Raw genomic sequence first — 24146 nt, 5'->3', positions numbered from 1 at the left:
AGGCGGGGGTGTGAGTACAAAACGATTCCTACTTCAAAAAATCCTACAACTGTTCCTGACTTTATTCCTGGTGACGGCGATTGCCTTCATTCTGATGAAGCTCTCTCCGATTGACGCCGCAGAAGCCTATGCGCGCCGCGTCTTTACGGTGGACAATTCCCGAATTGAATTGATCCGGGAAGAAATGGGCTTAAACCGCCCGCTTGTCGTGCAGTATTTGGACTGGCTGGGAGATCTGCTTCACTTCGATTTGGGAACTTCCCTTGTGGACAACAAGGATGTGTTCCTCATTGTTGGAACGGCCGCAAAGGAAACCGCCTGCATCGTTCTGCTGGCGACCGTCCTTCAGGCCGCTGGGGCCTTGATTTTAGGCACTCTGCTTTACCTGGCCCGCAGAAATTTTGCTGGAAAAGTGCTGGGCTTCGTATCCATCGCGGCAATTTCCATACCGGCCTTTTATCTGGCAACATCGTTTATTGATGTGGTAGCAGTGCGCTGGAATCTTATAAATGTGGCGGGAAACACAGGGTTGATGCGATACCTTCCTGCGGCACTCTGTCTGGCAGTAAGCGGGATCGCCTTTTTTGGGCAGATGCTCTCTAAGGCCATTCAGCGGGCCATGAATGAGGACAGCGTACTCTATGCCCGCTGCCGCGGCCTCAGCGACCGCTACATTGTGGTACGCTACGCTCTGCCCCAGGCGGTCATCTCCATTGTCCCCACCTTTATGCAGATGATGGGGATGTGCATGGCGGGGTCCGCCATTGTAGAGAACATCTTTTCCCTGCCGGGCCTTGGATACCGTATCGTGGACAGCCTTACAAACCGGGATCTGCCGGTCATCTATGCCACGGTGCTGTTCCTGGCCTTTGCCCTGGTAATCTTTAATATTCTGGCGGATATTATCCAGAGGCTTCTCCAGACCAGAAAGGGGGGCGCGGCATGAAGCATCTGAGATGGCTGATTCCTGTTTTCATCATTGCCTTTTGCTTTCTCGGCTTCCTGATTGCACCCAATGACCCGGAGGCGATGGACATTGTGAATAAGTATGCGGCTCCGAGTGTGGACTTTCCGCTGGGAACTGACCAGTTTGGGCGCTGTGAGCTTTCCAGGCTCTTATATGGCGGGAAGGTGACGCTTGGAATCGTCCTGCTGGGCGGCAGCATCGTGCTTGTTCTTGGAACTTTGATCGGGCTATGGCTCGGACGGGCAAACGCCACCAAAAGTTTGGCGTTCAGCAGCCTGTTGGACGCGGTGACGGCCATCCCGCCGCTGGCATACCTGATTATCTTCGTTGGCATCTGGGGCAACAGCATCCCCACCATGCTGGTGGCGCTGACCGTCTCCCTCATTTTGCGAATGATCAAGCTGGTCAAGACGCAGACGGAGCTGGAGCTGGATAAAGCCTATGTGCTGTGCGCCGTTTCCTCCGGGGCTTCCCGGAGCCGGGTGCTGTTTGTCCATATCCTGCCGAACATCATCCGGCCGCTGGTGCATTTTCTGTGCCTGTCCTGTGCGGAGATGATTATGAATATCTCGGCGTTCTCCTTTATTGGCCTGACGCTGGGCGATGATGTGATCGATTGGGGCTCCATGCTCTCCGAGGGACGCAGTATGCTGATGACGCATCCCTCTCTGCTGTTCCTGCCGATCCTGTTTATCTTCCTCTGCACGCTGGCCTTTAACCTACTGGCAAAGCAGTTGGAGGGAGGTGAGCAGGCATGATGGAAGTCAAGGATTTGACCGCCCGAACACGCAAGGGAAAGCTCCTTTTGGATCATGTGAGTTTTACCCTGGAGCCGGGGGGCTGTACGGGTCTGACCGGAGCCAGCGGCAGCGGGAAGACAACCCTTCTGAAAGCCTTGCTGGGGGTCTCGGACTCAGATGTTGCGATCTGCGGAGGGCAGTTTCTTCTGGACGGGAAGGACCTGCTTCAACAGACGGAGAAAGTGCGGCGGGAGCTCTGCGGCACAACATTAGGGTTTATCCCGCAAAATCCCATGACAGCGTTCAATCTCCATGTGTCGGTTGGCGCGCAGATGGCCGAGACCTTCCGCAAGCGGCTGCATATCGAAAAAAGGGCCGCACAAAAATTGAGCATGGAGGCGCTGAAAAAGGTCCATCTCACCGACAGCGAGCGTGTTTACCGGGCTTATCCGGGGCAGCTCTCCGGCGGGATGCTCCAGCGCGTGACGATGGCAATTTTACTCGGCTTGTCTCCGCGGTACATATTCGCGGATGAGCCTACCTCCGCGCTGGATGAAGATAATAAATCGTATCTCACTCAGGAGCTGGCGCGGATGAAACAGCAGTCGGCAATTCTGTTTGTCTCCCACGATGACACTGCGATCCGAACACTCTGCGACGAGCTGCTTGTCATGCAGAACGGTACGATTGCGGAGCGGGGTACAACCAGCAACTTGGTTGCCTCGCCGCAGGAGGAATGGACCAAAGAATTTGTACGGCTTGCCAGCACAGAGGAAGGAGGTGGCTGGACATGGAACAAATCGCCGTTACCCATGTAAGCAAGGATTTTCCGGATGCCTCCGGCAAGCCGTTCCGTGCCCTGCGTGACATTTCCTTTGTCTGGACCAAGGGCGAAAATATCAGCCTGATGGGTGAAAGCGGCAGTGGAAAAAGCACGATAGCCCGCCTTCTGATTGGGCTGGAGCGCCCGACCCAGGGCAAAATTCTGATAGATGGTGAGGACACCGGCAAATGGACCTACAACCAGTGGCGTAGACACAGGACCAAGATACAGGCTGTTTTTCAGGATGCAACCGGCAGCCTAAACCGGCAGTTCTCTGTGGCCCGAAATCTGGAGGAGGCTCTGCGCAATCTGACCAAACTGGCCTCCCAAGAGAGGAAAGCACGGATTTTGGAGCTGATGGACCTGACGGCCACCAGCCGCAAGCTGCTGGATACTCCGGCAAGAAACCTGTCCGGGGGTGAACAGCGCCGGGTAGCTCTGTTACGGGCTTTAGCTGTCCGGCCGGATTATCTTATTTTGGACGAACTGACCAGCGGCCTGGACTTGATTTCTCAAAAGGCGATCCGGGAGGTGCTGGAGGCATACCATCGGGAGTACCGATGCAGCTACCTGCTGATTACCCATGATATGAAGTTCGCATACAGCCTGTCCCAGCGAATTTACGAGCTGGAACACGGGCAAATCATCCGTATCGGTCAATCTAACATTGACATAAATTCAAAAGAAAGGACATGACCCATGAAAAAATCGAAACTTGCTCGTCTCCTTGCCGCGGTTTGCTGCTTCGCCATGCTCTTAACGGCTTGCAGCAGCCCAGCCCCTTCGGGGTCCGAAAGCACCCCGCCCTCCAGTTCGGAGCCTGAAACAGAGGAAAAAGTTCTGACCTTTGCTATTGGAGCAGAGACCACCACTCTGTCCACCCTCTACATGAACAACTCCCTGTGCTGCACTTCCATGCTGGTGTATGAGAACTTGGTGGACTTTGACAACGGAGAGATTGTCCCCGGTCTGGCGGAAAGCTGGGAATACAATGATGACCAGACGGAGCTCACCTTCCATCTGCGGCAGGGAGTTACTTTCCACAATGGAGAGCCGTTTAACGCCGAGGCGGTCAAGACTAACTTGGAACATAAGCAGTCCAATCCGTCTTTCTACACGCTGAAGGGCATCACTGATATTACGGAGATGGAGATCGTCGATGACTACACCATCACACTCCACTATGACCACCCCTTCTATGCCTATCTGCAAGACTTCTGCTGGCCGGATGTAAACCCCATGAGCGCGCCGGAGTTCATTATTCCGGGCGACTTTCAAACCATTTCCGGTGTGGCTGGCACGGGTCCCTATATCTATGACGAATATGTGGCTGGCGAATACACCCGCTTTGTCCGCAATGAGGACTACTGGGGCGAAAAGCCCTATTGGGACGAGATCATCGTTAAGTACATTCCTGACTCCACCTCCCGCCTGCAGGCGCTCCAGACCGGCGAGATCGATATGATCTACGGTGGCAGCCTGCTGAGTTATGAGGAATACGATCAGGCCCTTGCCATGGACGGTATTGCAGGCCAGATGGCGGATAAGGACACCCGTGTGCAGGTGATTACCACCAATGCCACCCGTCCCTATATGTCTGACCTCCGGGTGCGGCAGGCCGTGGCTTATGCCATCGACAAGGAGGAGCTGTCTCTCGCCATCTCTAACGGCTATGAGCCGCCTGCGGATATTCCCGCTACCCGTGACACGCCCTATGCCGATATAGAGCTGGAAACCACCTACGACTATAACCCCGATAAGGCGAATCAGCTTCTGGATGAGGCTGGCTGGGTCATGAATGAGAGTACCGGAATCCGTGAGAAGGACGGCGAGCCGTTGAATCTGCTGCTCACTCTGGAGGCGGATCATAATGCGGTCAGTATGCCCACCGCCGAGGTCATCAAGAGCCAACTTGCGGAAGTGGGGATTGATGTGACCATCTACGGCACCGAACAGATGCAGTGGTACGCTGATTATCTGGAAGGAAAGTTCGATTTGACCCTGTGGCACTGCCAGTTCGCTTTTGCCTCGCCCCACTGCTGGTTTACCCCTATGGACAGCATGGTGCCTCAGACACCCTCCCTGCCCGGCATTGAGGGCTCCGACGAATTCCTCGCCACCATCAAGGACTTGACAAACATGGTGGATGAGCAGGAGGTCCGGGATACCTATACCTACCTGTTTAACTTCGATGTGGGGACGGTGCTGGACATTCCCCTGACCTATCAGAAGGATATGATCGTCTATAACACAGACAAGATTTCCGGCTACACCTTTACCGGAACCCCCTACTTCTTCGACATTCTTTCTCTGAAACCCGCTGAATAAGGAGAGTGTAAAATGAAGCTCCATGCGTCAGGCGAGGACTACCTGGAGACTATATTGCTGCTTCAAAAAGAAAAAGGCATGGTGCGCTCCGTAGATGTGGCCCGGTATATGGAGGTGTCCAAGCCCAGTGTGTGCCATGCGGTGTCCACTTTGAAAGAAGGTGGCTTTCTCACCATGGACGTGGATTTCTTCCTTCATCTAACCGATGTGGGCCGCGAGGTAGCCGAGCAGACCTATGAGAAACACTGCTTCTTTACCCACTTGTTGACGGAGGCAGGTGTCGATCCAAAAACAGCGGAACAGGAGGCCTGCCGCATGGAGCATGTGATCAGCGAGAGTAGCTTTCGGCATCTGAAGCAGAGTATGGACAAAAAGGAATAATTGTGGGAGGTGAGGCTGTTGATCGGGATGGCGGTACTGCAATATGGGAATTTGCGTATTGCTCCAAACCAACGCAGGGTCTATGTAAATGAACAAGTTGTGGAGTTAACTACAATGGAGTTCAATATTTTATATTATCTGGCCTTACACCCCGGCTGGACCTTTACCCGGGAGCAGCTTTACCAATATGCAATGTCTGATGACTTTGCTTCCGGCCTCGAAAGCGTCACCAGCCGGATCTACAAGATACGGAAAAAACTAAATATCAATGCGATTCAAACTGTGCATGGGTATGCTTATCGCTTTGAGAAGTAGAAGTAAAAGGGAGCGGCCTTTGTTGATCAATGAAGGTTGTTCCCTTTTGCCGTGTTGAAAATTGGAATTAAAATGGAAAAAGTGAAAACTCAGTCAGAATTTGGTCAGATTTACCGAATACAATGGAGATAAACCCTAACCATATAGGCAATTTCCGAAAACGGGAGGAATGTGTATGAAAACTAAAAATCGAAATAGCAGAGGGAATTTCAAGTTGCGTTAGGCGGTCTTATTCTTAAATGAATGAGGCCGCCTTTTCTTTTAATTCCCGACAAAATTCTACAAAAATCAAATTACTGAACCTGGATCATTGGCAGACCTGCTGCCCGCTCTAATGGGCAATGCAGGTTCGTGTGCAAAGTGCGGTTCAGATGGCAAGGAGCCAAATGCGCATGGAAAGTTTGAAAACCATGCACATAAAAAGGTTCGTCGCCCATCTGCTTACATTTCGACACACAGTTTACTATCGAATATGGTTCTTCTGCCGCCCTTTTCGGAGGACAGGGCGGGAACATCACAAGACAAGTGACAAGCCTCCTCCTGCGGGCGTCGGAAGTCGTGACGGACTTCTTTATGTGTATCACACAGCCGATTGCTCACCTTTGTGGTGTGTGGTCGGCTGTGTTGTTTTATATAGAACACGAAGACGCCCATTAGTTCGGTGCCGATCCCCTCCAAATGTTCAAGATTCCCAAAAATTCTTGAACATTTGGAGGACAAGACCATGCGGTATCGAAATAATGGACAGATAGAGGAAGAACTACAAATCAGATTTACAGGTTACTTAATCCAGGCAGTAAAACGCACACGGCGCGATTACCTGAACATGCTCAACCAATACAGCAACAGTGAAATACTGACCGATACAACCTATACCCCAGGACAGACTTTGGAACAAGAGGTTACAGAGCGCCTTCCTCTATGGGATGTGATCGAAAGTAATGCGCTCTTCTATGCACTCAAGCGGTTGAATGAACGCGAGCGGTATGTGTTCCTGTCGCATGTTTTGGACAGCTGCCCTTTTGACTTGATTGGTGTAAGACTAGGCCTGACTTATAAAGGCGCAGCCGCAGTCTATTACCGTGCTGTTCAAAAGTTGAGAAAAAGTATTGAGGGGGTGGAAAAACATGATATTTGAACAACTGTTGTTTCAGGCAAAAGAAGGTGATCTGGAGTCAATTACCGATATTTTGAATATGTATCGGCCCTTACTGCTCAAATATTCTGTAATTGACGGCCGGCTGGATGAGGATCTATACCAGGAGCAGTGCATTACATTGATGCGAGCCATCAAACTGTTCCGAATTTGAATTTATGAGAAAGGCTCCGAGACCTTTTGATCTCGGGGCCTTTCCCGTGGATTCAAACAGGATGTACTAAGAGGAAAAAAACAAGCGCACAGCAGTAGTTGGACGCTGCTGTGCGCTTATTTCGATATAACCTATGGACCCCAACTTTGCGGTTGGGGCCACACTGCGGTAAAACCTACCCTACTACGATTTTTTATTGCTGCGAAAAGGAGCTCTGACCATACCTATTGTAATTTCATTGCTCTTCTCCAGCGGCAGCCTTATCATAGTAGTAGATATAGGCGTTGTAATCCCGAAACCGAGTGATCAGCCGAATCCGGATGTACAAATGTGCCGTTTCAGAATAGAGGTTAAATTCAGTCGGATCACTGGTAGTCTCGGCATATCGGCAGAAGCGTTTCATGGTCTCCAGCGTCTTAAAGGCCGGCAACTTGAATAGGGCATTTTGAAACTCATCGATTTCTTTTACCAACTCTGGCGGCGTCTTTTTGCCGCTCTCATTGTGCCAGGTTGTCCACCAGCGGTATCCATCGTAATCCGAACGGGAATAAGCAAGTTCGCTGACGGGGCGTTCGATGAGCTGCATTGGAGGCTTGTAGGTGTGCTTGAACACTTCTGAAAAAGTGCAGTTCTGCACCAGATAACAGATGGACTTTTCCGCTTTTTTCTTCAGGTGTCCAGACTTGACGGCATCCCATTCCACAAGGGGCAGGGGCGTATGGGCGGCATCCCGAAGGGCCTCATCCATGCCGCAGGCTTCACAGATCTGCACATCCGCGTATCGACTGAGGGCGTTGACCATCAGGTGGGCTGCCAGAGGGGCGCCACACCGCAGGCATTTGGGAGGGGCCGCTGCATCGCCATGAGCATAAAGCTTTTTGTCTTGCTTCCAAGCGGCTTCCAGTAATTCTTTGGGGTATAATTTGATTTTCATGATTTTTTACTCCTTCTTCCGGTTTTTCTTTTCATTGCCTTTTGACGAATATTGGTAGTTTCTTGAAATGTTTGAGCAAGGGATGGATCATGTCTTGTGTCGCTTTTCCAGCGCCGCTCCTTTGACCAGGGCTGGTAGACTGGAAGCTCTTCCTGGAACAATGCCAGCAATTCAGCGGCCATGTCCTCACGGCGGAGATATAGGCTGTTCTTCACAGTCTGGGTATCGCAGTCGGTGATGATGGTACGCAGCGAGATTCCGTGATGCTCAAAGGTGAAATGCCGGTGATGAGCTGGATCTTCCGCCTCAATCCATAGTGGAAGCGTATCAGAGGAACCCTCTAAACGGCGCCAGCCGCTGTAATCGGTGTAATGAAATCCTGGTATGTGTTTTGCCAGCCGGCGCAGGGCGATATACAACCGCATATACCGTCTGCCAAGCTCGCCATTCAACCGGCGGGAATAGTAGGTGTACCCGTCCAGATCCAGTTTTTTCAGTTTTTGAGTGTTGAAGATGTATTCCACATATTCTGTTCCGTCTTCCAGCCGTACTTGCCCGGTGCGCTCGCCTAAACCGTTGCGCTTGATCCAGGCATGATACCGCTTGCCAGTGGTTTTGGTGTTGATAAAGCCGCAATCTTTGGCGCGTAAGCCGCCCAGATTGACGGTCAGACTGTCCCAGAAGACCAGCTGGCCGAAGCTCTCTTGATAGAGTTTGATGGCAAGATTACCTTCTGGATAGGTGGCGATTTTAACAGTTAGTGCATATTCGGTTCCTTTCATTTTAAATGGTATTGGTTTCATAATCTCTCCGTGAACTAGACCAGGGGACTGCAAGGACAGCCCCCTGGTCATGGTTATAAAACTGTGCGCCTGTCCCCGCAGTATGAGAGCGGGGAAGAGGTGATGCCTTTGACGGCCCTATTGGAATCTTAAAGATTTCGGGTCATTCGTACATTAGGCGGCACCCGCCGCGCTTTCAAAGAGCTTGTACAGTGTGGCACACATATCCGCTTGATTTCTACAGGAAATGGTATGAGCATGGCCGTGATTTCGCCTCTCATGATCCATTGGTCCTACCGTGATGCTCAACTGAGAACGCTCCTGAGTAATCCAGAGTCGTCTGCCAGCGGACGGGTCTTCGGCTACAATCCAAAGTGGACGCTGGCGATCCATATAGGAACGATAGTAGGAACGCCACCCGCTATAATCGGAATAGCGGAAGTCGGGACTGCTAGAACGGCGCTGTTCCAGAACTTCATAGATTTTTTTGTATTTCATGCGCTGCGCCTCCCTTCCTGCAATGATAGATATTCAGCGTACCCCTCCGGGTCCAGTTCACGCAGGCGGTCTGCCCGGAAGCGGTACTCTGGATACTCACAGTAACCACTGCGCTGCGTTGCCCCGGTAGGGATAGCCAATCCGTGGCGGATCAGCCAGACCGGGAAATCGGCGTCACCATTGGTATCGATGAACGCGCAGTCTTTCCCCCGTTCCCCGTCCAGATTGACCGTCAGAGAGGCCCAGGGCTCCGCATAGCCATTTTCCCATGTGTGCATGGCAATCGCCAGGTTGCCGTCCATATAGGTGGATACCTTTAGCTGGATGGGATGTGTGGAGCCGTACTTTTCATAAGGGAAGGTAATAGGCCCTTGCCTACCCATGGCCGGCATTGGCCTTTGGGCCGGAGCTGTACTGATGTTTGGCGTCAGATCCAGTTCCCAGCATATAGCGAGAATATCAGAATCGTCCACACGGTAGTTATATTTTTTGGCATACTTGGGGTGGAAGAGAAGCTGACCGTTCTCCACAACAAATTTGCCTTCCTTGGTGCCATAGGTGTACTGGCGGCCATCCAGAAGATGTTGCACCTTTTTGGCGTCCGCTTTGATCTTTCCTTTGTCGTACCATGTGGTGTACTGCACCGCAACCTCAAGATTAGGGTTTGAATGAAAGCGGGTTTCTAAAAACTGCAGGACGCGCCCGCAGACTGCTACCCGCTGTTCCACTGTTTGGGCAGAGTTGAAGGACAGTGTGAAATAGGAGTAATCCCGCCCAGACAATCCATAGCCGTGAAGCGTATTGCTGAAGTCGTTGCACCAGAAAAACAGTTCCCAACGGGAACTTCCGTAAGGCGCCGGATCTTCAGCTTCATACTGATAGCAGATAAACTCCCTGGCAATGGCCGCCATGACAGAGGCCATCACAGCGTTTTTTGACTCAGCTGCCTGTTTGATCCTGTGGTGCGCCTCATCAGGACCGGCATCGCAAATCTGACGGTTTGCCTCCCGCTGCTCCGGGGTGTAGACATATTGGAGTCTGAGCGAATGGACATCTTCCCGGGCATAACCCCGGTCAATCCATTTTGCGCTGAAACTTTTGACAGAAGATTTATCATGCAATATATTCATAGTGATTCTCCTTTTGGATTTGATGTAAATGCTTGCCGATGCTTCGACAAAGGCAGTCAACGGGATTTTTCATCGCAGGGGTGGCCGCCCCCTCCATATTCCAGAAGGGCATAGCCGATACACCGGGCCGTCTCGCCTAAAGTGTTTTTCACGGCTTCTTCCACCACATCATCCGTATCTGGGCACTCCTGTTCGTTGTTAAGGCGTGTCAGATCGTGGTGCAGCTCTTTCATCTGCTCTGGCGTTACCGGCTGGTCAGTTTGGACCAGCACATCGGCAAAATCGCCGCAGCCGTTGACATTCAATTCTCGGATGAGCAACATTCCCATAAACTAACCTCCCTCCTTCAGCGGCTTTCCTGCCAATCGTAAAGCAAAAGGTCATGGCTGGAAGCCCTCGGTGGGAGAACAGCCGCCCGAAAACGATAATTTGTAAATACAAAGCCAGTGGGTTTGTGCGTGTACTGGACGGCAAGAATGTGATACTCTCGGCCCATCCAGTCGGCAGATTCCAGGACCTGTTCGGTTTCATTCCCAAAATCAAGGGCAAAAATCCAGTTATCCTGACAGCTGCTCGGGTCAGAGTAAGGCTCCCCGCCCGGCAGGAACAGAAGCTTTTGTTTCATATCTTCATAACTGTGGACCCCCGGGTGTTTATTCAAGAACGCTTGTGCCAGTTGTTCCCTAAAGGTATAGAAGGGGATGAATGGCTTTTTTCCCTCGAAGTCCCCGTTTCCATCCAGAGCGATCACCTGCCCATCCGAGATGATCTCGATGATAACATCCTTTCGGATGCGGCAATCATTTTGATAATCATCCGGGGTAGAAGTGTACCATGTGCCATCAACCGTATCACGGTTGCAGTAGTAATAGGGCTGGTTTACAGATTGGAACACATCCTTGCAGAAGCCTGTGTCTTCAAACAGAAAAGTGAGCTGGATCGTTTTCATTCGAGTTCCCTCCGTAGTAATAATCATAGATTTTTCTTAGACCGCACCGTATTTTGGCTTTGGTAGGACTGCCGGTGGCGATTCTCTGACCAGAGCCAAACGCTGGCCCGAAAAACCAAATTTCGTAGTGGGTGCAGAGATGCCGCCCTTTTGTGTGGGCGCTTGAAACCGACCACATATAGGCGTCGCCGGACACCGTAAACTCCTTGGGATAGCAATATTCCCGCATTCCATCCGGCGAGAAATCATCCAGCGCCGCGGCATTCCCGGAACGGGGGTCTGCTTGCGGCTGAACGACCTCCCGGAGCCAGAGAAGAAAAGAAGGCTCCCCGGCGCTCATACCGATTCCTCCGGCTTGCCGGCCCTTTCATAGTAGACCTTGCGAGTGCCGGCGCCGCGAACTTGGAAGATAAAACCGGGCACCATCTCAGCCAGCTTGTCAGCATACATCTTGGCGCGGTCACAATCTGGGATCAGCGTAGCATAAACCAGGCCGACTCCAACTTTCCCTTCATGCAAATTTATAGCGCCATAACAGCGGTCTCCAATTTTCTTCCCATAGACGATATAGTTCATCGGTTACCGCCCTTTCTGTTAATACCAGATGAAAGTCTGGCCGCATAATGCCTGAATACGCTCCATGATGGTATCAACTTTCTTTTCAGATAAGGGAATATCCGCATTATTCCAGTGCCGAATCAATTCTTCCAGTGTACGGTCTGGAGCTGATACACAGAAATCACAGCAAAAGTTATAGAGCGGCTGCCCGGTATAGGCTTCAAAGACGCTTTCAGTACCATCAGCAATCCGCTGTCTCTGGTTCCCACTGTAGTTGATACGGCCTAAATAGGCGGTACCATAGCGTTCACGGTAGGCATCAATTATTTTGCGGTTTAAGTCATTGTAAGTATCATCGGCTTCATCAATCCTGAGATACCCTTCACGAGCGAGGGCATACTCCCGCTGCACTTGCAGGTAGTAGGAGAGGGCGTCCATGGGTTTCGGATCATGCGTGGGATGTTTTAGTTTCATCAAAAAATCCTCCTAAAAAACAAGGGACCGGCAAACAGCAAATGCGCTGTTTGTCGATCCCTTTGTGATAGTGTCCCTTGCCAAATAGCAAGGCATTTGTCAAATAAGAAAAAGTGTAGAGTTTTATTTCTGTGGAGCAACATTGAAAGTATCAATGATACAATACTGGCAGATCAATCAGAAAAATCTTTTAGGTGCTGAATGATCCATGCTTGCAGCTCGTGTTCTCCCGCACTGCCATTTGCAATAGAGATAAACATATCCGCAAGTTCGCCGGGCTTCAGTTCAAGAACATAGCCGTTCCATTTCAGCAGCAACTGCGTCATCATTGCGCCAATCCGTTTGTTACCATCAAGAAAGGCATGATTGGAGGCCAGTCCAAACCCTATTCTGGCTATTTTCGCAAGGTCCGTTTCAAAAAGATCAAAACCGGCAAAGGTTTGCAACGGAGCATTGACTGCGGCTTCCAGACTATTTCGGTCCCGAATACCGTCCAACCCACCTGAAGCTTTGATGATCCTGCTATGGACGGCGATAACATCTTCAACCGTCACCCAAATCATTCCGCCATCCTCTTATAGTCATCAGCGAAAGAACTTAAAACCGCATCGGTATCCGCCAACATCTGCTCCCTTGAAATTTCTGCAGATGGTGTGTTAAGAGTTAAGGGAAACGGCATTCCATTATTGCGGACAAAGGCATTTGCAAAAATGTTGAATGCGGTGGATGTGGATATGCCCAGCTGCTCGCAGATGGCGGCCATTTGCGCTTTGACCTGACTATCTATTCTAAATGTCATATTGGTATCCATATAATCGACCTCCTTGCACTACAATTATACTACATATCATGTGCAAATGCAACGAGTAGGATGCTTAATTGAAGAAGGCCACGGGAACCAATCGTCTTTGAGGGAGTGCTGTATCATCTATGCGGCAGCTTCTGCGGGAGGCAGCTCGTTGATGATGGGAGCGGAAAGTAAAATGGCCGTTTCGGTATCTTCCATTAACAGCCACGCACCATCGCGCCAAACACAAGAAGTTGCCTTGTTGTAAATCTCCGGGACCTTATTGGGATCGTCGATGCACTCGCGGGTAACGAGCAGGCACATGTGATCGAGATAGAAATAGTGAAGAGATTTTTCAATTTCCTCTCGTAAGGTATGGGCCAGGGCTGCAATTTCATCCATATCCTGCCGCTGAAAAGCAGCCTCGGAAATCTTTTTCAGGCACTGTGTTTGCTGAATCGCTGCATCAATGTAGGTTTTGGCCTCGTTAAACAGGCTGCGCCGGATACGAATATCACATAGAGCTACATGACGGGTGTATTCGGTGGCTGCTTTGCAGATTTGCCCCCGCAGTTCTTCATAAGGTTTTTGGTACTTTGTTTTCAGCACTTCCAGCGATACAACTTCCAGATTTCTCCGAAGGGTATCCAAATGAATTTCAAGTGCCTTGCGTAATTCTTTTTCGTCCATAGTTTTCCTCCATTTCACAACAGAAATTACTTTTGTGGGGATGCCTGCTGATCCTCCTGTAAAATATCCTGTGCGGCCTTGGATACTGCATCCCAGTAACACTCCCAATAGGTATCGCAGAGATCCAGGTAGTGGCTGATGCGCCCTTTGATGTCCGCATTGTGCAGCAGTTGTTTTTTCTGATCTTCTGTCAGAGCCAGATACTCCGGCAAAGCTTGAGCTTTATCAAGAAAATCCTCCCGTGCGCACTCATCTTCATAGGCTGCCGCCACGGTGCGTATAAATTCAGGAGCCAGCGGCAGAGGCCGTTTTTCAATGGAGAGGTAAAAGTGGTTTTCGCAGTATTCCCCATCCAGATAGCACTCATAGCTTTCTGCGGTTTCTTCCTCTGCAAACTGACTCTTTTCACGCCATTTCTCAATGCAGCCGCTCTCCAGTTCGTTTTTCAGATCGTCATGAAATTGCCGCTGGGCATCCATTAAATTAGTGAACGGAGCCTCATAAGAGCCAAATTCCCCGTCAGTGGCCCAATGCGAGACGACGACATAAAGCGTACCTTGGGGATACGCCTGCTCGGGAACGGCCAGAGGCGTCAACATTTCAGGCGCCATGATGACCAGTTCCAGCCCTAAATCCTCCACACGCTTTGGCGCACCATAGAGTTCAGAAAAAGTCTGCTCCAGTGCGCGGCGGGCAGCGGAAAGGCACGGCGGGTCAAATTCACAATAGATGTCCGGCGTATCATTTTCAGTTTCCCGGTCATCATCCGTGCGAATTTCAAGGATGCGCCCGAAGAGCCCGCTGTACTCACTCGCTTCATTGGCGAGGACGCGGCTGCCTACTGTGTAGGTGATGTTCTCATGTGAGAATTTCTCATCCGGTTTCTTATAAATCATAGTCCATTCCTCCCTTGAAGGGGAAAAGCAAGTCCCCTTGATTCATCAATAAATGTGCCTTTATTATCCGCGTCGAAAATGACGGCACCGCTCGTAAACATGAAAATGAGCAGTGGAATAAAAGCGATATGCCTGCTGCTTTTTAGGCGGCAGCAGCCAACGGCGGATGGGCCGCTTGGCAGTACCGCAAACTGCAGGCTTTTGGCTTTTGAAGATTTTCATCATCCATATCCTCCTTGATAGACTGTACGCGAAATGGTGATCACCCTTCCTCCATGTCCTCGCCGGCCTCGATGATACCGCGCTTCCGTTTCAGCTCCGCGATTTTTCGCTTCCACTCTTTCTGCGACTGCTCGGCCCGTGCCCGTTCCGCTTGCTGATCTTCCGGGGAGAGTGCAGAAAACTCCCCCTCCCGGCGATCTGCGTCAATATCCGCCATGATGCGGCGCACCAGGCGCAGAGCCAGTTCGCTCTTTGTCGGCGGCAGCTGCTCCATGGCAGCCTGCCCCTGCTGAAAAAGAAGCCGGTACCGGTCGTATTGAGCCTCGGTGATGAAACCCCATCCGAAGTCATCCTGGAGTTCCCGCTCGCTGTGGTATTGCATCACTTTCTCAAATTCAGCCTGCCGGACAGAGCATTCTTTCTCCACCGTCCGGGCATATTTTGCTTCTATGCGGCGCAGATCTTCCAGCACCTTTGTACAGGCTGCCGCCTCCATCAAATAACCATGGTCCCGCGGTTTCAGATACCTACTCATCCAGCACCTCCGTTTGCTCATCATCACAGCTTACCAAAGGGCAGGCGTAACTCTTATCAATGCTGGGCATGGTACAGCCCATATCAGGATCATGACAATCACAATTCAAGCAGGGAACCAGTGGCTCCGGCTGAAGCCGGATTCCCAAAACGATGAATTCACTCCATCTTCCGCAGTGTGGGCAGGGGATTGTCCCGTTGTACGCATGGTCGATCTGCTCTTGTGTAACGGGGAAAATCTTATGGCAGCATTCGTTCCGCACATATACGATATGAGCGGCTCGCCAGACTTCTGGACGGTATCTCTTATTGAAAGGAAGGTAGCCGCCCCATTGCGGATTGTCGAAAACCCGATCAATGTGTAGCTGAAGGGCTTCTTTTCGCAGTTCAGCGGCTGATGCCCCGATATAATTGTGTTCGCTGCACCATTGGATCAGATGCTTTAGCAGATGTGTCTCCCCATCGCGTTCGATGACAGCATCCGCCAGCCTGCACCAATCCTTTTCTTCAATCTCTCCAAGATTGGTTTTTACACCGTCCCACGGCAAATGCTTTTTATCCCGGCCGGAGCCCGTGCTGTTACAGCGGAATACGCCGTATTGCCAGCGAATATCCTCGTATGTGATAGAAGAGAAGTCTACTCCACTGGGCAGATGATAGTCCCCATATTTCATAGTTTTCAATGCCTCATAATTTTCACGACTGGTCAGACCTTGTTTTACACAGTCTGACTGCTATTGTGAATCTCTCCGGTTTGCGCGGGGCCAGCAGACGCATTGGTGTCTTGGCAGGAGCTGTCCGATGGAGGAATCTCGCCTCTCAAAACAAAAGGAAGAACTGCGTTCCAACTGGTCAGGGGAACTGGATTGCCGTCTATTTCCCGCAGAGCCTCATCCATCCAGCACTTTTCGCAGATATATACATGAGCGTATCTGCTCAAACTGTTCAGGAAAAAATACAGCCCGGAGTATAATTCGTTGCGGCCGCACCGCGGGCAGAGAAGCTGCTGTTCCGTCTCCTGCAGAGGGCAAAGACGCTCAAGAAATCTCTTTGCTTCGTCTTCAGAAAGTTTCATATTGTGTCCTCCATTGCATTTCTTAAAATTTTATTGGCACCAACTTGGCCGATGCCGGTATAAGGTCAAGCCTGTTATGAGATGGATCTCTTTGTCATTAGTGACTTGAATGAATCCTTTTTTGCGGGCCACAACCCTGACCTCCTCATTCATGTCAAGACAAAATACTTGTTCCCCGTCCATCTTCCGGAGCTCTTGCGTGGTAAGGGGAACTTCAGCGGCAAATTTGTTTTCAGGCGGTATAAGCCCAGCTACCAGCATTTGTACTGCGGTCTGAAAACCGGACTCAAAAGCCTGCTCGGCCACAATGCTGCTGCACTCACCGGCGGCAAGCTGGTACGCTTCCAAGGCGGCTATGGCTTCCGGGGAATTGCCCATTTTCTGGCGCAGGAGTTCCTCTGCCATTGAAGCATTATGGTTAAGCTGCTTCTGGTGCTCGCTTTGTGTTTTGAACACGCTCGGCTCATAATCTCCATAGTAGAGATCATGAAGAAAATCAGGGTCAGCGACAAAATCGGCTGATAAGGACTGCTTGGGCGCAGACAGACTTTCGGCGATTCGTTCCAGAGCCTTGATGAGACTGGGCAGCTGGGAATTAAAAAATCTGCGGCCATATTCTGTTTCGTGCAAATTCAAAATTCGTCACCTCCATATAGAGAAAAACCGCCAGTGCCTTCGGGCCTGTAGCGGTTTATGTGAGGCCCCAGAACAGGGACCGGCTTCTTGGTTGTTCATGAGGACAAACCGCCTGCTCCTTTAGGCGGCAGAGGTATCTGTCCCTGCAAAGTCACAACATACGATTTCGCATATTGGCGCGGTGCAATGCCAGTCATTTTTATAGTAGGCCGTGTCGATCCCTTGGTTAAACTCCAATAAAATCCCAGTCCTTTTTTCAAATGTTCTGGCACGCCCTTCCTGAAGCCAGCGATGGTCTTCCGTTCCGCTATATACGAATGGCGCGCTCATTTGCGGTATTATGAACGCACCTTCCTTTGCAATACGGGAGGCCGCCTCTATTACCATGTATTCAAATTCGCCGCTCATGTAGCTTTTGCGGTAATTGTTTGCAATTCGGCCAAACGGCGGATTTGCAATCGCGAAGTCAAATTGGCCCAAGAGGTCAGGCAGAAAGGGATCAAGAACATCCGCGCATATCCATGTGGCCTCTGGCACAACTTTTTTACCAACCTCAACATAGTGCGGATTCAGTTCTACACAGGTAATATCGGCATAGCAGCGGCTGCGGTCACTGCATTCCAGCTGTGCCGCATAGCTCAGTACGCCGATTCCAGCACACAGGTCGATAATTCTGATCGTCTTTCCGTATAGGCACGGAATCTGGAGAGTAAAATCGTTGGCAAGTCCAAAAGGAGTAAAAAATGCACCGGACTTGCTATTGATGTGCTCCGCGTCTTCCCGGAAATTTTCAAAGATAAAAAGCTTATCTTCGTGGGAAAGGTGTTCTTTCTGCAGGAGACAAACCGCCTGATCATGGAGCTGAATTTCTCTTTTGGTCAGCTTACTCATGGGTATCCTCCATTTATGTGGTTTGGTACAGTTTAGACAGTGAAACCTTCCATACTGCAGCGAAGAATGCAGTAGTCGGTCCGAAGGCTTTTCATGTGCCGCAGAATATCTTCTTTGGACTGGTAGCCCTCCAAATTCAACACCTGCCGTTCTGGACACCCCTTCTCGCTGGTCAGGTTGCAGTACCAGTACCCGCTTTTGGTCTGGTAGACCTTCCGATTTCTCTTGTGACCGGGAATCGTGAGCGTCAAATGCAGACCGCCGACGCCATACTCTGCATGAACGAGCATAAAAGTCGCTTTATACAGCTCGCGTTCTTCCTTTTCTACAAAACCGCAGAGATCAGGCAGCCTGGGGCACCTTCCAGATGTGTGGGGCATATTGCGCCGATTCCGTTGGAATTTTCCCCGGCACCAGCAATCCCGCACCTCGCATTTTTCACAATCCACAGCGCCATGAAGCGGTGGGAAATAGTGTTGCTGCTCCATCACATGGCCTCCTTAAAAACAGTCATTCTGCATTACTTTTTGGCAGGCCAAGTCCAAACCAGCTTTCAGCTGAGGCATGGCCTCCATGTATTGGGGAGTGATACCCAGGGCATCAAGCGTGTCTTGAACATCGCCGGTATAGCCGTATTCGTGGTTGGAAAGTTCAGTCAGGAACATTTCATAAATGAAATTATCTCCAGCTTTATCAGCGGCAATGGCCTCATCAAGCTCCTTGCGGTGCCGGGCAAACATTTCATGTAGCTTCGGCGCATCGCTTTTGCGGTAAAATCCACCGGTGCCAGCGATAGCATACACCTGATTCATGTCGGAAGGGCGCAGGCCGAGCCGGCGCATTCCCTCTGCGAACTGCCGTTGATCGAACGCAAAAAACATGGGAAAGGCGTTGACCTCTTCCTGCTGGCGATCCCGTAACTCCTGATAGTGGTTTTTCATACTATGCGGCCTCCTTTTTCATCCGCTGTACAGACAGCCTGACACGCCATTCATCCGGGCGGGGCTGACTGCGGCAAATCCGTTCTAAAAGGTCTTTATTCGCACAAACAGCATATTGCTTCCACTGAGGCCCTGGCCCTTGACGGGTCAGGTGCTCCAAGGCATACATCATCACAGCACCCTACCTTTCCACCTCGAATTGCCGAAGCTTTTCTAACAGCAGACGGGTGTTCTGCGCGTATTGCTCAAGGAACGGCTGATCCAAATCGAAGTTATAATATCGGTAAAACAGCACTTGGAAGGTCATCTGTTTGCATAGTTCCGGAGAGATCGAGCGCATCCGCTTACCGATTTCCGTGATAGCGGCATATTCCTGTTTCAAATACTCTTTCTCCATTCTGGGGAAATTGCGATAAAACCAGTCTTTGACGGAAACCTTTCCGCCGTTGAAATGGTACTGCTGATTGTGGTCAAAGCAGAGGCAGTATTCAAAATCACGGCCCCGCTCGCCGGGTCCTACAGAAAAGGGATAGAGCCGGCAGGTCCGTGGGCGTGCCTCGTAGATGCTGCATAATCCATCCTTCAGGAAAATACAGGAATCGTCCGGCCCCGTGGTTTTCAGCATGAAGATGGGAAAGCACTCTTGGGTCAGCGGCATAGGCTTGCAGTATCGGGTCAACACATCGTCTATGGTGCAGATGTTGGGATCACAGCCACGCAAATAGTTTGCCAACCGGTAGGCGTCCATGCTCTCCACCATCACAGTATCTTTGATATGGCGGCAGCATTGACCGCATCTGCGGCACTGATAGTCCACACAGTCTTTGGCGTGAACTGAAACTACCATTGTTTTTTGATCATCCATGACAATCCTCCGAAAAAAGGCCGTGGCGGAAAATCCGTCACGGCCCAAAACATATAGGACAAGCTCTGTTGTCCCGGTATCTTCTTACAACCGCTTTACGCGCACGCGGCCAGGCTCACCATCGGGAGCGGGTTGCAGGCCGCCAGCGGAAAAGGGGCCATTGAGAGGCAGTAATTGGAGTTAAGCGTTTCAAAGCGTACCATATCATCCGACTGATCGTGGATGGCTACCACACGGGAGGTATGATAGATCTTACCACCTGCATGAAGAAGTGCGCCCTGCCCAATCACCAGCGGACGCAGAAGTGCTCCGCGCATCACAATAGATTTTTTTGATTTCGTCATATACTTCGACCTCCATTCTGTTTGTGGTAGATAGAGGGCTACTCGCGGCATAACCTCAAAAACACAGTATGGACCTCCTCAAGAAGTTCCTGGATGCGCTTCATCGGTATTTTTTCGTGGCTGGAAATCTCCTTAATGCCATAGCCGTAACCCTTCATGCGGACAATTTTCATCTGTTGTTCAGAAATATGGGAAGCCAGATCATGGAGCATCTGCTGCATTTCAAATTCCTGCATGAGACGGTCCTGACCCGGCAGCACCTCTTCCAGCGGAACGCCATCCGAGTATAGGCCCAGATGGATGCTGATGACTTCTGTATTACGCTTGCGGCGCGCCTGTGTACGGAAATAATCGTATAAGCGAAATTTCATTTGTCGAATCGCAATAGTGCTAAAAGAATACTTTTGTGCAGATGCGCTATTACAGTAGTCCTGCACAGCCTTCAAATACGGGAAAATAACCACATCATAGAATTCATTCTCTGGAAGATGGTTGTCATTGAGAAATTTATAGACCAGGCCATGGTGTTCAGCGGCAAAATCCTGCTGCTCCTTTGTCAACGGTACTTCACACAACATAAATTTTCCTCCGTTCTAAATAAAAAAGGGATACCTCCGACTTACGCCGGAGGTGTCCCTTGATGATGTATCATGCGGCATTGCCGCAACAAAAACAGTTACGCCGGCAACTGTTCATAGTCGCCGTTGATCTCGCCGACCACATAGCTTCCATCCGGACCCGGGGCCGCAGTGGCAGATTCCGGGATCTCATAGTCGCAATCGTTGGCCCGCTGTTCCTCATTGATCAGCGCCCGCTGAATGTTGATAGTTTTGATTTGCCCCTTGAAGACATTGGCATAGGCGCGGATCTGGGCCAGCTCTTCCCCCTGGAAATCACGCAAAAGGCGGAAAGTTGCAACGCTGTAATCATTGCTGCCGTTGCTATCTTTCTTGAGGCCGATCTGGACCAGACTGCCATAGGTGGCACGCTGGCGATAGACAAAAGCCCTGTTCAGGAACTCCTTGAACGGCCTGATGCTGGTGGGCGGCAGGGAGACCAGCAGAGGCATATATTCACCACTGCGCAGCAGATAGAGATGCCTCATATTCTTGCACGCCTTGCCGCGGCCGCCATCCTTGGCCGATCCATACGCATTCATGGGGCAGGTAGCACACGCACCTCCCGGTACGCCGATCCCTGTTTTGCCATCTACAGAGGAGCAGAGCGGTTTGGTGTCTTCGTCATACTCGCTGCCTTCCGGCCACAGAGTATAGGCAGAGTGGTTGTAGAGGATGATGCCCTCCAGCGTCCGGGTATAATCCGGATTGTCGGGATCTTCCGTGGGAACTTCAAACTGCAGGGCGCCGCCGGCGGGAATCTTCACCCGCTGGAAGCTCATCATCTGAAGCCCATCCGCATCTTCTGCGATCTCATCGCGGCTGAAGTCGCCCTCCACCATCGCCGGAAGCAAGAATTTGTTCTGCTCGTTTGCGGCCACCATAGAAGTGTTCTGTTCGTACATAGTTCATTCCTCCTGTTAATTTTTTGATGGATGGCAGCCATTTAAGCGGCCATCTGGTTAATTCGGCTCCACTGCCGTGCCGGCATGGAGAGAATGTTGTAGCCGATGCCTTCCAGCGCGGTTGCCCGGTCATAGTCCTTAACATCCTGGCTGTGGCGCGTTACGGCGTTGGACAGACCATATAAGGTCAGATCGTTGCCTTCAATCAACCGCTGCAGCACACCGGAGCTTTCATCGTCCGTGATGTGAAAATCCTTGCTTACGAGCTTCACAATGCCAGGGACAGCGGCAGTATTCATGGGGGCATCCTTGGCTTCCCGCATCATGTTGACCACACGGGTAAAGCGTACCTCGTCTACTACGGCCCGCACCGTGTCCTGGATCTTCATGGCGAAGGCTTTGTCATCGGCCTCCAGCGTCTTTTCCGAATACAGCTGGTAGTTCTCCGAAGCCTCATTGACACGGCCTACATGGTTGCGGCGCGTCTGGGCGTCGTTTACCACCATACCGTTGCTGCATACCAGACGATAGACCAGCGGCTGGATGCTCACCGAGCCCAGGCCTACCTCGCTATTGCTGATAATAATACCGGACTGCACGATGTCGCCGGGTACGACCTCTGCCTCCAAGCGGGTGTTGACAACCTTGATGTACATACGGCTGTCGGTGAGCTGGCAGCTCTCGAAGTGCATCCCTTCCATCTCCTGAAGGACTGGAAGGACAATCCCGGCAATATCGAGGTTGTCTATACGCCGGTAGCGGTTGCTGAGAAACGCCCGCGCTGTGCCGTCTATGGTGCGAACCATACGCACAGCCGGCTCCCGCTGGAACCAGGCATTCACATTCTGCGCCAGTAGCTCGGGGTATTCCTCCAGCATCTTGTCATAATAGGCTGCCGGGATCTTGAGGTGCGTTCCGATCTGCCTGTGTGCGATGGCGTTGACCTCCAGCGGCTCCACGGCATAATCACCGGATTGGTCGTAAGCGTTGAGATACAGCCCGCCACCAAAAGGCTCCAACCGGAGACTCCGGGTGTCCAGCATATAATCGGCCTTCAAATCGTTCTGCCGCTGGATTTCCTGTGCCATTTCCACAAGACTGATCCCTGATTTCATGTTATTTCACTCCCTTCTCATGACGATGGCGGTCACCAGGAGACCTGGATGCCCTGCGCTGTTGTTTCAGCAGCCAGACCGTTGCTCTCAAACACTTCCACCAGACGAGGCCAGTAGACCTTTGCCGGAAAGTTGGAAAGATGTTCCTGCGGGACAAGCTCTTCACCCTGCTGGATGCAGATGTCCCCGTTCTCTTTCAGTGTGAGTTTGCTGTGGCCGCGTGAGTTCAGGTCGGCAATCAGCGTCTCCATGACTGTGCGCCCGTTATTCTCGTACCAGATACGCGGGTCGATGGGCTGCTTGTTGGGTGGGATGTCGGCCTGATCTTCCTGCTCTGTCCCTGCTTTGGACAGAGGGACGATTTTGAGCAGGTCACAGCGGATCGTCGCATCCTTGCCGAAGGTGATGTCCGCATGGTCGAACGCCTCCACATTGTAAAGGCGGATACGCCCTGTGCCGTTGCTGCGGATCAAATCCGCCGGTCTCTTTTCACACCACTCAAAGCAGGCGTTGGGAAAAGAGGAACGCAGATAAGTCAAAATCCGGTGGTTGGCATAGCGGAGCAGCAGATCGTCTGGTACAGGCCCTTCAAGCTCCGGCACCGTAAAGGTGTTCTGCGCGACACCCTCGGCATGGAGCTGGCGTTCCCTCTGCTGACGCTGACGGCGGCGCCTGGCCTGCTGCATATAGGGGAGCAGGAGGATCAGCACGACCCAAAGCCCCCAGAGGGTAAATACCCCTATCAGAAGCCACGCTTGCCAGGGTCCGCGTACCAAAGCCATGATAGCGATGACAGCACCGATCAGGATTGTGATGCTGCCGCTCAAAAGTCCTTTGTCGTTACTCATGTTGTTACCGTCCTTCCTTTTAAGTTTTGCTTGAAAACAAAAAAAGGGACCGCACCAAGCTTCAGTTCATTCTGAAAACTTGATACGGTCCCTCTTGCAGTGCCGGATTTTATTCCGGCAGGGATTCGCGGTCGCCGTCCATTACCTCGGAGGGGGCTGGAGCGGTTGCCGCCGCGTCAGAGTCATGCTGCTCATGTTCCGCTTTTGCTCTGGAAGATTGCCCAGGAAGAAAGCCAAAGTCCGTCAGCCATACTTTCAACTTTTTGACTGTGGCCCCGTCCTTTTGCCGTACATCCACCAGTTTCTGCGATCCAGTGAGCCAGATCATGCTTCCCTTTTTGACCTTGAGCCGTGTGAGCCGGGCAACCTGGTCGCCGCGGGCCCATACTTGATAGAAGTTCGGATGTTCACCTCCGGAGCGTTCCACCAAATCAAAACAAACATACGGCTGCTTTGACTGGCTCTCTTTGGGAGTAAGCTCGTGCATGACTCGGCCAAATACATAGATTTGTGCCATAACACTCCTTTCTTCGCCATCGGCGTTACTATCTATATATAAAAAGTGCCAGCGGATACCAACCCGAAAAGGGC

Annotated in this window: 37 protein-coding genes; 9 read left to right on the top strand and 28 right to left on the bottom strand. The window is 51.3% G+C overall.

The window, feature by feature from the left end:
• Positions 1 to 10: 10 nt before the first annotated feature.
• The 9 genes from C12CBH8_RS01480 (at position 11) to C12CBH8_RS01440 (ending at position 6864) form a co-directional block, all read left to right on the top strand.
• Complete coding sequence (locus C12CBH8_RS01480; protein ID WP_191229426.1) at positions 11 to 946, top strand: ABC transporter permease; 936 nt, start codon at positions 11 to 13, stop codon at positions 944 to 946.
• Positions 943 to 1725, top strand: a complete 783-nt coding sequence (locus C12CBH8_RS01475; RefSeq protein WP_191229427.1) for an ABC transporter permease — start codon at positions 943 to 945, stop codon at positions 1723 to 1725. Before C12CBH8_RS01480 ends, C12CBH8_RS01475 begins: the two co-directional genes overlap by 4 nt.
• Positions 1722 to 2525: an ABC transporter ATP-binding protein gene (locus tag C12CBH8_RS01470; RefSeq protein WP_191229428.1), complete on the top strand. Its 804-nt coding sequence runs from the start codon at positions 1722 to 1724 to the stop codon at positions 2523 to 2525. The genes C12CBH8_RS01475 and C12CBH8_RS01470 overlap by 4 nt, the downstream gene beginning before the upstream one ends.
• Positions 2498 to 3226, top strand: a complete 729-nt coding sequence (locus tag C12CBH8_RS01465) for an ATP-binding cassette domain-containing protein (RefSeq protein WP_227123553.1) — start codon at positions 2498 to 2500, stop codon at positions 3224 to 3226. Before C12CBH8_RS01470 ends, C12CBH8_RS01465 begins: the two co-directional genes overlap by 28 nt.
• A 3-nt stretch (positions 3227 to 3229) precedes the next feature.
• Positions 3230 to 4858: an ABC transporter substrate-binding protein gene (locus tag C12CBH8_RS01460; protein ID WP_191229429.1), complete on the top strand. Its 1629-nt coding sequence runs from the start codon at positions 3230 to 3232 to the stop codon at positions 4856 to 4858.
• Between the two features lie 12 nt (positions 4859 to 4870).
• The gene (locus tag C12CBH8_RS01455) at positions 4871 to 5239 is read left to right on the top strand and encodes a metal-dependent transcriptional regulator (RefSeq protein ID WP_191229430.1); all 369 of its coding nucleotides are present in this window, start codon (positions 4871 to 4873) and stop codon (positions 5237 to 5239) included.
• Between the two features lie 27 nt (positions 5240 to 5266).
• Positions 5267 to 5554, top strand: coding sequence for a winged helix-turn-helix domain-containing protein (locus C12CBH8_RS01450; RefSeq protein ID WP_215533769.1), 288 nt, complete (start codon positions 5267 to 5269; stop codon positions 5552 to 5554).
• Between the two features lie 724 nt (positions 5555 to 6278).
• Entirely contained in the window at positions 6279 to 6692 is a 414-nt protein-coding gene (locus C12CBH8_RS01445; RefSeq protein ID WP_215533394.1) for a sigma-70 RNA polymerase sigma factor region 4 domain-containing protein, read from the top strand.
• Positions 6682 to 6864: a helix-turn-helix domain-containing protein gene (locus C12CBH8_RS01440; RefSeq protein ID WP_009258011.1), complete on the top strand. Its 183-nt coding sequence runs from the start codon at positions 6682 to 6684 to the stop codon at positions 6862 to 6864. Before C12CBH8_RS01445 ends, C12CBH8_RS01440 begins: the two co-directional genes overlap by 11 nt.
• 235 nt (positions 6865 to 7099) lie before the next feature.
• On the opposite strand, the gene C12CBH8_RS01435 is transcribed toward C12CBH8_RS01440, so the two are convergent.
• The 28 genes from C12CBH8_RS01435 to C12CBH8_RS01300 all read right to left on the bottom strand — a co-directional run bounded on the left by C12CBH8_RS01435 (position 7100) and on the right by C12CBH8_RS01300 (position 24072).
• Positions 7100 to 7798, bottom strand: coding sequence for a hypothetical protein (locus tag C12CBH8_RS01435; protein WP_215533393.1), 699 nt, complete (start codon positions 7796 to 7798; stop codon positions 7100 to 7102).
• Positions 7795 to 8601, bottom strand: coding sequence for a DUF4313 domain-containing protein (locus C12CBH8_RS01430; RefSeq protein WP_191229433.1), 807 nt, complete (start codon positions 8599 to 8601; stop codon positions 7795 to 7797). The genes C12CBH8_RS01435 and C12CBH8_RS01430 overlap by 4 nt, the downstream gene beginning before the upstream one ends.
• Before the next feature lie 153 nt (positions 8602 to 8754).
• Entirely contained in the window at positions 8755 to 9078 is a 324-nt protein-coding gene (locus C12CBH8_RS01425; RefSeq protein WP_024738450.1) for a hypothetical protein, read from the bottom strand.
• Positions 9075 to 10208, bottom strand: coding sequence for a DUF4313 domain-containing protein (locus C12CBH8_RS01420; protein WP_191229434.1), 1134 nt, complete (start codon positions 10206 to 10208; stop codon positions 9075 to 9077). Before C12CBH8_RS01420 ends, C12CBH8_RS01425 begins: the two co-directional genes overlap by 4 nt.
• A gap of 56 nt (positions 10209 to 10264) precedes the next feature.
• Complete coding sequence (locus C12CBH8_RS01415; RefSeq protein ID WP_024729843.1) at positions 10265 to 10537, bottom strand: hypothetical protein; 273 nt, start codon at positions 10535 to 10537, stop codon at positions 10265 to 10267.
• 17 nt (positions 10538 to 10554) lie between these two features.
• On the bottom strand, positions 10555 to 11157 hold the full coding sequence (locus tag C12CBH8_RS01410) for a hypothetical protein (RefSeq protein ID WP_195328117.1): 603 nt from the start codon (positions 11155 to 11157) through the stop codon (positions 10555 to 10557).
• The gene (locus C12CBH8_RS01405) at positions 11126 to 11497 is read right to left on the bottom strand and encodes a hypothetical protein (RefSeq protein ID WP_071698940.1); all 372 of its coding nucleotides are present in this window, start codon (positions 11495 to 11497) and stop codon (positions 11126 to 11128) included. The genes C12CBH8_RS01410 and C12CBH8_RS01405 overlap by 32 nt, the downstream gene beginning before the upstream one ends.
• Positions 11494 to 11733: a hypothetical protein gene (locus tag C12CBH8_RS01400; RefSeq protein ID WP_191230093.1), complete on the bottom strand. Its 240-nt coding sequence runs from the start codon at positions 11731 to 11733 to the stop codon at positions 11494 to 11496. Before C12CBH8_RS01400 ends, C12CBH8_RS01405 begins: the two co-directional genes overlap by 4 nt.
• Before the next feature lie 18 nt (positions 11734 to 11751).
• Positions 11752 to 12189 (bottom strand): hypothetical protein, encoded by a 438-nt coding sequence (locus C12CBH8_RS01395; protein ID WP_024729847.1) that lies wholly within the window; start codon positions 12187 to 12189, stop codon positions 11752 to 11754.
• Positions 12190 to 12362: 173 nt separating this feature from the next.
• Entirely contained in the window at positions 12363 to 12752 is a 390-nt protein-coding gene (locus tag C12CBH8_RS01390) for a type II toxin-antitoxin system death-on-curing family toxin (protein WP_009258020.1), read from the bottom strand.
• Entirely contained in the window at positions 12749 to 13000 is a 252-nt protein-coding gene (locus C12CBH8_RS01385) for a type II toxin-antitoxin system RelB/DinJ family antitoxin (protein ID WP_009258021.1), read from the bottom strand. Before C12CBH8_RS01385 ends, C12CBH8_RS01390 begins: the two co-directional genes overlap by 4 nt.
• Positions 13001 to 13117: 117 nt before the next feature.
• Positions 13118 to 13666: a decarboxylase gene (locus C12CBH8_RS01380; protein ID WP_071698941.1), complete on the bottom strand. Its 549-nt coding sequence runs from the start codon at positions 13664 to 13666 to the stop codon at positions 13118 to 13120.
• 26 nt (positions 13667 to 13692) lie between these two features.
• Positions 13693 to 14562 carry a hypothetical protein gene (locus tag C12CBH8_RS01375; RefSeq protein ID WP_071698942.1) on the bottom strand — a complete coding sequence of 290 codons (870 nt, stop codon included), beginning with the start codon at positions 14560 to 14562 and terminating at the stop codon, positions 13693 to 13695.
• A 63-nt stretch (positions 14563 to 14625) separates the two neighbouring features.
• The gene (locus C12CBH8_RS01370; protein ID WP_215533392.1) at positions 14626 to 14784 is read right to left on the bottom strand and encodes a hypothetical protein; all 159 of its coding nucleotides are present in this window, start codon (positions 14782 to 14784) and stop codon (positions 14626 to 14628) included.
• 40 nt (positions 14785 to 14824) lie between these two features.
• Entirely contained in the window at positions 14825 to 15319 is a 495-nt protein-coding gene (locus C12CBH8_RS01365) for an adenylosuccinate lyase (RefSeq protein WP_071698943.1), read from the bottom strand.
• Entirely contained in the window at positions 15312 to 15992 is a 681-nt protein-coding gene (locus C12CBH8_RS01360; RefSeq protein ID WP_215533391.1) for a hypothetical protein, read from the bottom strand. The genes C12CBH8_RS01365 and C12CBH8_RS01360 overlap by 8 nt, the downstream gene beginning before the upstream one ends.
• A gap of 44 nt (positions 15993 to 16036) precedes the next feature.
• A complete protein-coding gene (locus C12CBH8_RS01355; protein ID WP_058722735.1) occupies positions 16037 to 16393 on the bottom strand; it encodes a hypothetical protein in 357 nt (118 codons plus the stop codon).
• 30 nt (positions 16394 to 16423) lie between these two features.
• Positions 16424 to 17029 (bottom strand): DUF6809 family protein, encoded by a 606-nt coding sequence (locus C12CBH8_RS01350; protein WP_058722736.1) that lies wholly within the window; start codon positions 17027 to 17029, stop codon positions 16424 to 16426.
• Between the two features lie 120 nt (positions 17030 to 17149).
• The gene (locus tag C12CBH8_RS01345) at positions 17150 to 17920 is read right to left on the bottom strand and encodes a methyltransferase (RefSeq protein ID WP_009258028.1); all 771 of its coding nucleotides are present in this window, start codon (positions 17918 to 17920) and stop codon (positions 17150 to 17152) included.
• A 32-nt stretch (positions 17921 to 17952) separates the two neighbouring features.
• Complete coding sequence (locus tag C12CBH8_RS01340; RefSeq protein WP_009258029.1) at positions 17953 to 18408, bottom strand: hypothetical protein; 456 nt, start codon at positions 18406 to 18408, stop codon at positions 17953 to 17955.
• A gap of 12 nt (positions 18409 to 18420) precedes the next feature.
• Complete coding sequence (locus C12CBH8_RS01335) at positions 18421 to 18861, bottom strand: DUF7659 family protein (RefSeq protein WP_009258030.1); 441 nt, start codon at positions 18859 to 18861, stop codon at positions 18421 to 18423.
• Positions 18862 to 19042: 181 nt separating this feature from the next.
• Positions 19043 to 19726 carry a YkgJ family cysteine cluster protein gene (locus C12CBH8_RS01330; RefSeq protein WP_191231490.1) on the bottom strand — a complete coding sequence of 228 codons (684 nt, stop codon included), beginning with the start codon at positions 19724 to 19726 and terminating at the stop codon, positions 19043 to 19045.
• A gap of 95 nt (positions 19727 to 19821) precedes the next feature.
• Positions 19822 to 20070: a hypothetical protein gene (locus C12CBH8_RS01325; RefSeq protein WP_009258032.1), complete on the bottom strand. Its 249-nt coding sequence runs from the start codon at positions 20068 to 20070 to the stop codon at positions 19822 to 19824.
• 38 nt (positions 20071 to 20108) lie between these two features.
• Positions 20109 to 20648, bottom strand: a complete 540-nt coding sequence (locus tag C12CBH8_RS01320; RefSeq protein WP_009258033.1) for a sigma-70 RNA polymerase sigma factor region 4 domain-containing protein — start codon at positions 20646 to 20648, stop codon at positions 20109 to 20111.
• A gap of 98 nt (positions 20649 to 20746) precedes the next feature.
• Positions 20747 to 21592 carry a hypothetical protein gene (locus tag C12CBH8_RS01315; protein ID WP_009258034.1) on the bottom strand — a complete coding sequence of 282 codons (846 nt, stop codon included), beginning with the start codon at positions 21590 to 21592 and terminating at the stop codon, positions 20747 to 20749.
• A gap of 41 nt (positions 21593 to 21633) precedes the next feature.
• Positions 21634 to 22707 carry a DUF932 domain-containing protein gene (locus C12CBH8_RS01310; protein ID WP_009258035.1) on the bottom strand — a complete coding sequence of 358 codons (1074 nt, stop codon included), beginning with the start codon at positions 22705 to 22707 and terminating at the stop codon, positions 21634 to 21636.
• Positions 22708 to 22739: 32 nt separating this feature from the next.
• Entirely contained in the window at positions 22740 to 23555 is an 816-nt protein-coding gene (locus tag C12CBH8_RS01305; protein WP_009258036.1) for a hypothetical protein, read from the bottom strand.
• Between the two features lie 109 nt (positions 23556 to 23664).
• Positions 23665 to 24072, bottom strand: coding sequence for a single-stranded DNA-binding protein (locus C12CBH8_RS01300; protein ID WP_009258037.1), 408 nt, complete (start codon positions 24070 to 24072; stop codon positions 23665 to 23667).
• Between the last annotated feature and the right edge of the window lie 74 nt (positions 24073 to 24146).

The organism is Solibaculum mannosilyticum (assembly GCF_015140235.1).
GTDB lineage: Bacteria > Bacillota > Clostridia > Oscillospirales > Acutalibacteraceae > Solibaculum > Solibaculum mannosilyticum.
This window is presented reverse-complemented; position numbering and strand designations above follow the sequence as displayed.

Coding starts and splice junctions, on each gene's coding strand:
- C12CBH8_RS01475 (WP_191229427.1), top strand. CDS start 943: ATGAAGCATCTGAGATGGCTGATTCCTGTTTTCATCATTGCCTTTTGC.
- C12CBH8_RS01470 (WP_191229428.1), top strand. CDS start 1,722: ATGATGGAAGTCAAGGATTTGACCGCCCGAACACGCAAGGGAAAGCTC.
- C12CBH8_RS01465 (WP_227123553.1), top strand. CDS start 2,498: ATGGAACAAATCGCCGTTACCCATGTAAGCAAGGATTTTCCGGATGCC.
- C12CBH8_RS01460 (WP_191229429.1), top strand. CDS start 3,230: ATGAAAAAATCGAAACTTGCTCGTCTCCTTGCCGCGGTTTGCTGCTTC.
- C12CBH8_RS01455 (WP_191229430.1), top strand. CDS start 4,871: ATGAAGCTCCATGCGTCAGGCGAGGACTACCTGGAGACTATATTGCTG.
- C12CBH8_RS01450 (WP_215533769.1), top strand. CDS start 5,267: ATGGCGGTACTGCAATATGGGAATTTGCGTATTGCTCCAAACCAACGC.
- C12CBH8_RS01445 (WP_215533394.1), top strand. CDS start 6,279: ATGCGGTATCGAAATAATGGACAGATAGAGGAAGAACTACAAATCAGA.
- C12CBH8_RS01440 (WP_009258011.1), top strand. CDS start 6,682: ATGATATTTGAACAACTGTTGTTTCAGGCAAAAGAAGGTGATCTGGAG.
- C12CBH8_RS01435 (WP_215533393.1), bottom strand. CDS start 7,798: ATGAAAATCAAATTATACCCCAAAGAATTACTGGAAGCCGCTTGGAAG.
- C12CBH8_RS01430 (WP_191229433.1), bottom strand. CDS start 8,601: ATGAAACCAATACCATTTAAAATGAAAGGAACCGAATATGCACTAACT.
- C12CBH8_RS01425 (WP_024738450.1), bottom strand. CDS start 9,078: ATGAAATACAAAAAAATCTATGAAGTTCTGGAACAGCGCCGTTCTAGC.
- C12CBH8_RS01420 (WP_191229434.1), bottom strand. CDS start 10,208: ATGAATATATTGCATGATAAATCTTCTGTCAAAAGTTTCAGCGCAAAA.
- C12CBH8_RS01415 (WP_024729843.1), bottom strand. CDS start 10,537: ATGGGAATGTTGCTCATCCGAGAATTGAATGTCAACGGCTGCGGCGAT.
- C12CBH8_RS01410 (WP_195328117.1), bottom strand. CDS start 11,157: ATGAAAACGATCCAGCTCACTTTTCTGTTTGAAGACACAGGCTTCTGC.
- C12CBH8_RS01405 (WP_071698940.1), bottom strand. CDS start 11,497: ATGAGCGCCGGGGAGCCTTCTTTTCTTCTCTGGCTCCGGGAGGTCGTT.
- C12CBH8_RS01400 (WP_191230093.1), bottom strand. CDS start 11,733: ATGAACTATATCGTCTATGGGAAGAAAATTGGAGACCGCTGTTATGGC.
- C12CBH8_RS01395 (WP_024729847.1), bottom strand. CDS start 12,189: ATGAAACTAAAACATCCCACGCATGATCCGAAACCCATGGACGCCCTC.
- C12CBH8_RS01390 (WP_009258020.1), bottom strand. CDS start 12,752: ATGATTTGGGTGACGGTTGAAGATGTTATCGCCGTCCATAGCAGGATC.
- C12CBH8_RS01385 (WP_009258021.1), bottom strand. CDS start 13,000: ATGGATACCAATATGACATTTAGAATAGATAGTCAGGTCAAAGCGCAA.
- C12CBH8_RS01380 (WP_071698941.1), bottom strand. CDS start 13,666: ATGGACGAAAAAGAATTACGCAAGGCACTTGAAATTCATTTGGATACC.
- C12CBH8_RS01375 (WP_071698942.1), bottom strand. CDS start 14,562: ATGATTTATAAGAAACCGGATGAGAAATTCTCACATGAGAACATCACC.
- C12CBH8_RS01370 (WP_215533392.1), bottom strand. CDS start 14,784: ATGAAAATCTTCAAAAGCCAAAAGCCTGCAGTTTGCGGTACTGCCAAG.
- C12CBH8_RS01365 (WP_071698943.1), bottom strand. CDS start 15,319: ATGAGTAGGTATCTGAAACCGCGGGACCATGGTTATTTGATGGAGGCG.
- C12CBH8_RS01360 (WP_215533391.1), bottom strand. CDS start 15,992: ATGAAATATGGGGACTATCATCTGCCCAGTGGAGTAGACTTCTCTTCT.
- C12CBH8_RS01355 (WP_058722735.1), bottom strand. CDS start 16,393: ATGAAACTTTCTGAAGACGAAGCAAAGAGATTTCTTGAGCGTCTTTGC.
- C12CBH8_RS01345 (WP_009258028.1), bottom strand. CDS start 17,920: ATGAGTAAGCTGACCAAAAGAGAAATTCAGCTCCATGATCAGGCGGTT.
- C12CBH8_RS01340 (WP_009258029.1), bottom strand. CDS start 18,408: ATGGAGCAGCAACACTATTTCCCACCGCTTCATGGCGCTGTGGATTGT.
- C12CBH8_RS01335 (WP_009258030.1), bottom strand. CDS start 18,861: ATGAAAAACCACTATCAGGAGTTACGGGATCGCCAGCAGGAAGAGGTC.
- C12CBH8_RS01330 (WP_191231490.1), bottom strand. CDS start 19,726: ATGGATGATCAAAAAACAATGGTAGTTTCAGTTCACGCCAAAGACTGT.
- C12CBH8_RS01325 (WP_009258032.1), bottom strand. CDS start 20,070: ATGACGAAATCAAAAAAATCTATTGTGATGCGCGGAGCACTTCTGCGT.
- C12CBH8_RS01320 (WP_009258033.1), bottom strand. CDS start 20,648: ATGTTGTGTGAAGTACCGTTGACAAAGGAGCAGCAGGATTTTGCCGCT.
- C12CBH8_RS01315 (WP_009258034.1), bottom strand. CDS start 21,592: ATGTACGAACAGAACACTTCTATGGTGGCCGCAAACGAGCAGAACAAA.
- C12CBH8_RS01310 (WP_009258035.1), bottom strand. CDS start 22,707: ATGAAATCAGGGATCAGTCTTGTGGAAATGGCACAGGAAATCCAGCGG.
- C12CBH8_RS01305 (WP_009258036.1), bottom strand. CDS start 23,555: ATGAGTAACGACAAAGGACTTTTGAGCGGCAGCATCACAATCCTGATC.
- C12CBH8_RS01300 (WP_009258037.1), bottom strand. CDS start 24,072: ATGGCACAAATCTATGTATTTGGCCGAGTCATGCACGAGCTTACTCCC.